Here is a 6429-nt window from a genome sequence, read left to right as displayed (position 1 = left end):
GTCTTAGTGTAACCCATTTTTTCATACAGATAACAATTACGTTCTTCTTCGAAAATTGTAGCTAATTCCCAACTAGTTGCATGTGGAAACAGTTTTTCTATTAAAACAAGTACTTTCTGGGCCACCCCTTTCCCTTGATAATTAGGTAGAATAAACATAGGACTGATCCAGAATTGTGTCGTCTTCTCTTTCCAAAATACACAAATAGCCCCCGCAAGAGTATGATTAACTAATATTTTATAAAATCCACCATTAGGATTGTTTATTCTTGTAATTACTTTATCAATCGTTTCATTGGCAGGATTCGTTTTATAGTCCTTATATTTTTCTAATAACGGTTTAAATGCTTGTACTTGAATATTGAAAATATATTCCGCATCAAAACTTCTTGCTCTTTCTAGTGTTATTTTCATAACATTTACCATCCTAATCGTTCCCGTAAAGAAGTAATATGTGCAGTATGATGACGACCGTGCCATGCATATAATCCGATTGCTACTTCCAGTTTTGTTTCACCTGACTCCGGATGGTTAAAAGTTTTTTCAAGATCTGCCGGCTCTAAAGAACTTAATACATTTACCCACCTTTTATGTAATGAATCTAATAATACAAGGGAAACATCTACAGGTAATTTTGAATCAGGGAGCTCTGCCCATTTCTCTTCCATATATGGTTTAATTGTCGGGTTATTTTCTGTAAGAGCTAACTTAAAACGAATATAACTATTCATATGACTATCGACAACATGATGAACAACTTGCCGTACTGTCCATCCACTCTTTCGATAAGGTGTATCTAGCTGTTCTTTATCTAAACCGTTAATTGCTTTTGTTAGTTCTGTAGGGAGATTTTCAATTTCTCGAATCCACTTTTCTACCATTTCCTCCGTAATATTTCCTTCATAAGTAAACTTCCCAATTGGATAACGTAAGTCCTGCATTGTATTGTTCCCCTTTTGTTTTAAAATTTCTTTTATAATACTTTAGTATGTTTCCAAACGTAATGAATGAAATTAATCTTTTGACCATTTAACTCTATACTTTTTTTATCAATTGCGGTACGTGAAAAGCCGCTTTTTTCTAATACTAGTTGTGAAGCAATGTTATTATTTGTTGTCTTTGCATGAATTTCGATAATTTGATGGTCTGCTGCTTGAATTAGGAGTAATTGGACGGCCTTAGTTGCAATTCCATTTCCGATAAAATTTTCTCCTACACGATAACCAAGATATCCTAATTGTCTATCTTTCTCTATGTCTACTAAGTTTATTCGACCTACAATTGTTTTTTCCATATTCCGTATGAGATAAAAGTAGGACGTGCCTTCTTTTTGTTCCTTTAACAATTCATCATGTTTAGATTGAAACGTCTCATAAACATAGTAATCATCACCACGACTCGGTACCATCTTTTCAAAAAAAGTTCTGTTATAACACTCAAAAGCAAACAATTCTTCTGCATCTTGTTTCTTTAATTTTTCTATGTATATTTCCATTCATGACTCATTCCTTTTTTTATCAATTAACTATTATGGATTCGACATTTAATAGTTAATTTCCTACTACTTGTAATGAGATTAACCTCCTTTATTTTTTCGAGTTGTAAGAATAGCAAGCCATACCTTAGGATGAAGAAGATGTAGAGGATTACGCATAAGGTTCATGACCCTAACTAAACGAATGTAAACGTTTGTATTACTCGCGGAAAGTTGGTATATTTTTTTCGTATACCATTGTCTTCAATGGTTTGAATAAAGGCGCCATAAGGATTTTCAGGAAAGCTAGGAGGAATAAGTAAATTACACCAATCAGGATATTCATTCTTTTTTAGACGGAATACCCTAGTCGCGTAAAATAATTGAATCCATACTTTTTCTTCTATTACAAGTACTATTTAAGCAAAGAATCAACATGTAATTCCGCTAAAAATAGCATTGTTAGGTTTATCTAATAATGTTCACCAGCAAGACCCAGCATAAAATAAGATTATTGCATGACTGTATTTTTTCAATGTCGTTCTCCTTAAAATACGCCAGTGAACTGTAAAGTTAAAATGATAATACCTAGAGCCCAAACGTAATAGGCAAATACTTTAAGAGAATGCTGCTTTAAATATTGAATCATCCAAGATACTGCAATATATCCAAAAAATGCAGCAGATAAGGTACCAACGATTAACGATGTACTTGAAATACTTTCAGCTTTCCCTTGAAATACGTCTACAGACTGTAAAATGATTGCTCCAACAATAGCGGGAGTAGATAACAAAAACGAAAAATATGCAGCTGTTTCACGATCTAATTTTCTCCAAAGTGCTGCGACAATCGTCATACCAGAACGAGAGATTGCTGGAAAAATAGCAAACGCTTGAAACGAACCAATAATAAAAGCATCTTGATATGTAATGTCATCCATTTTCTTACGTCCATTTTTTTGTTTCTCTGCCATATATAAAAACAAACCTGTCACTAAAAACTCCCATCCGATTGTTACACCCGTTTTTGAAATCTCTTCAAAGAAATCTTTAAATAATAAGCCAATTATAACTGCTGGGATTGTTCCAACAATGAGTAAAAATGTAAGTTTCGAAAATGGGTTTTTAATTAAATAGATAAACTCTTTTTTATAATAAATAAACACTGCTAGCAGGGTACCAATATGCAGCATCGTGTCTAAAAAAAGCCCAGCTTCATCTAAATGAAATAAATGTCTTCCTAAATATAAGTGCCCTGTACTGCTTATAGGTAAAAATTCCGTTAATCCCTGAATAATTCCTAATATAAAAGCTTCTAACCAGTTCATGATTGTCTCCTTTCTTGTTTGCTTGTACCAGTATATGTTTATTTTTACCTGTTATGAAAGAAAAGAAAGGAAAAGGAATTCAAGATTTAAGAACTTTCCCAAACAACAAAAAAAGAGGGTATATACCCTCTTAACATAAACTTTATTTAATTTGTTCTTTATGTTCATGATTAACAAGAACATACCATTTACCTGTATCAAACTTTTCTTTATTAATCACATAAACTCTCTTTTCTTTCTTTATATCCCCAGGTTTTAATTCCATATTACTAATAGGGGTTACGCCTTTTTCAACTGCATAACTACTAGCTGCCCACACATTCATTTCGTAAGCATTATCATTTTCATCCACTAAATCAACAGATGGCAAAACCGCTAATTTCATCGGTTCGTTTGTTATATTTTTCCCTTCAATCTCTATAACAATAAAGACATTCCCATTGTCAGCTTCTTGAATCCCTATGCTTTCTTTACCCACTTTATCTCTTTCTACAACCTTTTTCACAGTTACATCAAATTTTGGCGTATTAAAAGTTTTGTTTAATGAATACTCTTTTTCTTTTATTTTTGTCTTTTCTTTTGTTTGTTCCGTTTTTTTCGAATCTGTATTCCCTTTCGTTATATCGTTTGTTTTCACATTCTTTTCTTCTTGCTTAGAAGTGGTTTCTTTAGATTCAGAAGAAGTTTTGTCAGAGGTACTTCCACAGCCAGATAAATTAAATACTAAAGCGCCACCCAAAATACATGTAGTAAATTTTTTCAACATCCCTTTTTATCCCCTGATAAACACAATATATAAAATTCCTACTTATCATAGCAAAAAAACAATTTTTTGCATTGTTATATTTTGTCGAATAATCAAAGAAGCTCAAATTTATTAGATATAAAAAAACATGACCTTAATATAGCACTAAGATCATGTTTTAAATGGTTCTTATTTTATTTATAAAAAACTTTATCAACATTATACTTCGCTTGAAGTTCATTAATGATGTATGTTTCGTAAATTTCTCTTTCCATTGGATCTTCTACAATACATACATCAATACGATATACTTCATCGCGATGTGCTTGAATTGGTGAAACATTGTCTTCAAAATGCTTTTTAATACGCTGTCTTATTTTACGTGCTTTCCCAACAAAGAGAAGCTCGTCATTAATGTTATAAAACATAAAAATGCCACCTTTGTCTCTTGGGAACAAGTGGAAATCAATAAATCCATGAATCGGAGTGATTCTTGGTTCATCTCCTTTTATTACTTGTTTTCTTTCTGTTATAGAAACATCAACTGCAGGTAAATCAATTTTAATCAAGTTACTTCACGTCCTCTTTTATAGTAAAGGTAAATAATAGCATAAGTATGTAAGAAAAGCTATGCGTGTTGATTATAAATGTAATTTAATTAAATTTATACAATCGATTTGCTAAAACACATTTCATTATCTACTAAATATTATAGGTATATCATTTATGCATTTTCTCCAAATCATATGATCATACGCCTCGCCCCAATAATCCTTTAACAAAAAGTTAGGCTCTCCAAATTTTTTCTTCCATATTTCCTGTGCATTGGTATATCCACTATCCAAACAGAATTCTTTTATTCCTTTATCCAATAAGGTAAGAAAAATCGCATTTAAAAGCAAATTACCTATGCCGCGTCTTTGGTAATTCGGGAGTACAAATACAGTCCCTATCTCATATAAGTCTTTTAATGCGCCATCTGTGCAATTATTAATTAGTTTACTAGATGGCCCAAATTCAATTGTGCCGATAATTTTATTACAATGTTTGTCTACAGCGATCAAAAAATATCGATTTTTCCCATCGCTATCAAAGTCACATTTCAAGTACTTCTTTTTATTTTCAATTTCATTTTCTATATCATCAACCAACTCCGATAAACCTTCTCTAGCAAACGTGTCTATAATGACTGTATGAAACAATTGATTTAACTCTTCATAATCACCAATGATTGGTCTTCTTATTTCAACGTTATACACTTAAGACACCCCCTTAATCCTCTAAAATTGTATGTGTATTTGATTTATAATTTTCATGCTATCTATTTCAAATTTACAATCAATATAGCTTTTCTCCAAAATGCTCAAAATTCCCTCTGCAAATATCAAAAGAAACAAAAAAAGATTAGGTAGCTATTCCTAATCTTTTTTTGTTTCTAGATCTAATCACTATTCAAGTGCACCAGCTACATCATAATGACTTAAATCCAATTCTATCGGTTGGTCAAGAGCAAGTTTCGCAAGTTCAGAACCTAAGTATGGACCTACTGTTAATCCAGAAGCACCTAGACCGTTCGCAACAAGGATCCCTTCAAAATTAGGTAACGGACCAATGACTGGGAGAAAACCTGGTGTGAATGGTCTAAAACCAACTCTTGTTTCAAGCATTGTACTATTTTCTAACCCTGGAGCCACTGACAATGCTTTATCAAAGACTTCATGTAAACCACCGGCTGTAACACGATAATCAAGGCCAGTATCATTTTCATGTGTTGCTCCTACAACTACACGACCATCTTCAAAAGTTAATATATACTGATCGTTTGGCGGCATAACAACTGGCCAGTTTTCAGTATTTGTATTTGGCATATGTAAATGAACAATTTGTGCTTTTTGGAAGGTCACAAGAAAGTTAACACCCAGTGGTTGTAACAATTCATTTGCCCACGCTCCTGCAGTGACAATTACTTGATCTGCCATTAATGTTTCACCATTTACATGAATACCTTTAACAAGATTATTTTCATGAATTAAAACGGCATCTCCTTTTATAAAGATAGCACCATGTTTTTTCGCAGCATTTACAAGGGATTGACGAAGTGCTCGTCCATTTACTCGAGCAGCACCGCTTATATGTACTGCGCCATATTCCTCTGATAGCGCTGGAAATAAACTTTTCGTCTCATCTGGTGATAAACGAGTAATTTCTCCAATTTCCGGAGCATCCTCACGTCGTTTATACGCTCGCTCTTCCATTTGATCTAATTTTTTATCATCCGTATGCAAGCTAATAGCTCCTACACGTTTATAACCAGTATCCGTTTCGCCATCTTCTTCTAATTGCTGAATTAAAGAAGTATAATAATGCGCCCCGCCTTTTGCAATTTTATACCAAGCCTGATTACGTCGCTGCGAAAGCCAAGGACATACAATTCCTGCCGCTGCATCCGTTGCTTGTCCTAAATCCTGGCGATCAACTAATGTAACATGAGCTCCCGCCTTAGCAAGATGATAAGCAGTAGACGCCCCTAAAATTCCAGATCCAACTACAATATACGATTTCATTTCAAACACCTTTTCTTATTCGTTCTTTTATATTCTACTTAATGTACGAAGGGCTTACACATTATCTGTACTGTAAAAAACAACCCTCATAAACCTTGAACCATATTCAGTATACTTGAAGGAGATCTTTTTTCAACTTTTTCATTCTATTAATTGTGTCATCATTATGTATTTTGATATCGAAAACTGAAGTTCATAAAAAAACATATTCTTGATGAGGTCAAGAATATGTTTTACATCTTAAAATTAGACGTACGGTACCTATCGCTACAGTTTAAATAAGTTCCACTCTTTTTGAAACGCCTAGTTTTACTATTAAA

Annotated in this window: 8 protein-coding genes and 2 pseudogenes; all 10 read right to left on the bottom strand. The window is 33.1% G+C overall.

The features are described from left to right. Nucleotides 1–479: GNAT family N-acetyltransferase (locus AC1DIT_RS13385; protein ID WP_476998230.1), on the bottom strand; the 479-nt coding region annotated here is incomplete at its 3' end. Beyond that, a complete protein-coding gene (locus AC1DIT_RS13380) occupies nt 419–940 on the bottom strand; it encodes a YfiT family bacillithiol transferase (protein ID WP_016114956.1) in 522 nt (173 codons plus the stop codon). The genes AC1DIT_RS13380 and AC1DIT_RS13385, both read right to left, overlap by 61 nt. Nucleotides 941–972: 32 nt before the next feature. Further along, nucleotides 973–1494 (bottom strand): GNAT family N-acetyltransferase, encoded by a 522-nt coding sequence (locus AC1DIT_RS13375; protein WP_016114955.1) that lies wholly within the window; start codon nt 1492–1494, stop codon nt 973–975. An 81-nt stretch (nt 1495–1575) separates the two neighbouring features. Beyond that, nucleotides 1576–1731: pseudogene (locus tag AC1DIT_RS13370) on the bottom strand (glutamate synthase); the annotation flags it as partial. Beyond that, nucleotides 1731–1883 (bottom strand): annotated as a pseudogene (locus AC1DIT_RS13365) (glutamate synthase); the annotation flags it as partial. The pseudogenes AC1DIT_RS13370 and AC1DIT_RS13365, both read right to left, overlap by 1 nt. Before the next feature lie 137 nt (nt 1884–2020). Continuing rightward, complete coding sequence (locus tag AC1DIT_RS13360) at nt 2021–2800, bottom strand: undecaprenyl-diphosphate phosphatase (RefSeq protein WP_016114954.1); 780 nt, start codon at nt 2798–2800, stop codon at nt 2021–2023. A gap of 142 nt (nt 2801–2942) precedes the next feature. Then, nucleotides 2943–3566, bottom strand: coding sequence for a DUF4352 domain-containing protein (locus AC1DIT_RS13355; RefSeq protein ID WP_016114953.1), 624 nt, complete (start codon nt 3564–3566; stop codon nt 2943–2945). A gap of 173 nt (nt 3567–3739) precedes the next feature. Beyond that, a complete protein-coding gene (locus tag AC1DIT_RS13350; protein ID WP_006094986.1) occupies nt 3740–4114 on the bottom strand; it encodes a nucleotide excision repair endonuclease in 375 nt (124 codons plus the stop codon). A 126-nt stretch (nt 4115–4240) separates the two neighbouring features. After that, nucleotides 4241–4804 (bottom strand): GNAT family N-acetyltransferase, encoded by a 564-nt coding sequence (locus tag AC1DIT_RS13345; protein ID WP_016131417.1) that lies wholly within the window; start codon nt 4802–4804, stop codon nt 4241–4243. Between the two features lie 189 nt (nt 4805–4993). Then, nucleotides 4994–6109: an NAD(P)/FAD-dependent oxidoreductase gene (locus AC1DIT_RS13340; RefSeq protein WP_016132826.1), complete on the bottom strand. Its 1116-nt coding sequence runs from the start codon at nt 6107–6109 to the stop codon at nt 4994–4996. Nucleotides 6110–6429 lie beyond the last annotated feature (320 nt).

The sequence above is a fragment of the Bacillus sp. 05T22 genome (genome assembly GCF_056396765.1).
The sequence above is the reverse complement of the archived record's forward strand: the minus strand, read 5'-3'. Positions and strand labels throughout refer to the sequence as shown.

What these genes read in the sequence shown, in the direction of transcription:
- AC1DIT_RS13380 (WP_016114956.1), bottom strand. Translation starts at nt 940, where the DNA reads ATGCAGGACTTACGTTATCCAATTGGGAAGTTTACTTATGAAGGAAAT.
- AC1DIT_RS13375 (WP_016114955.1), bottom strand. Translation starts at nt 1,494, where the DNA reads ATGGAAATATACATAGAAAAATTAAAGAAACAAGATGCAGAAGAATTG.
- AC1DIT_RS13360 (WP_016114954.1), bottom strand. Translation starts at nt 2,800, where the DNA reads ATGAACTGGTTAGAAGCTTTTATATTAGGAATTATTCAGGGATTAACG.
- AC1DIT_RS13355 (WP_016114953.1), bottom strand. Translation starts at nt 3,566, where the DNA reads ATGTTGAAAAAATTTACTACATGTATTTTGGGTGGCGCTTTAGTATTT.
- AC1DIT_RS13340 (WP_016132826.1), bottom strand. Translation starts at nt 6,109, where the DNA reads ATGAAATCGTATATTGTAGTTGGATCTGGAATTTTAGGGGCGTCTACT.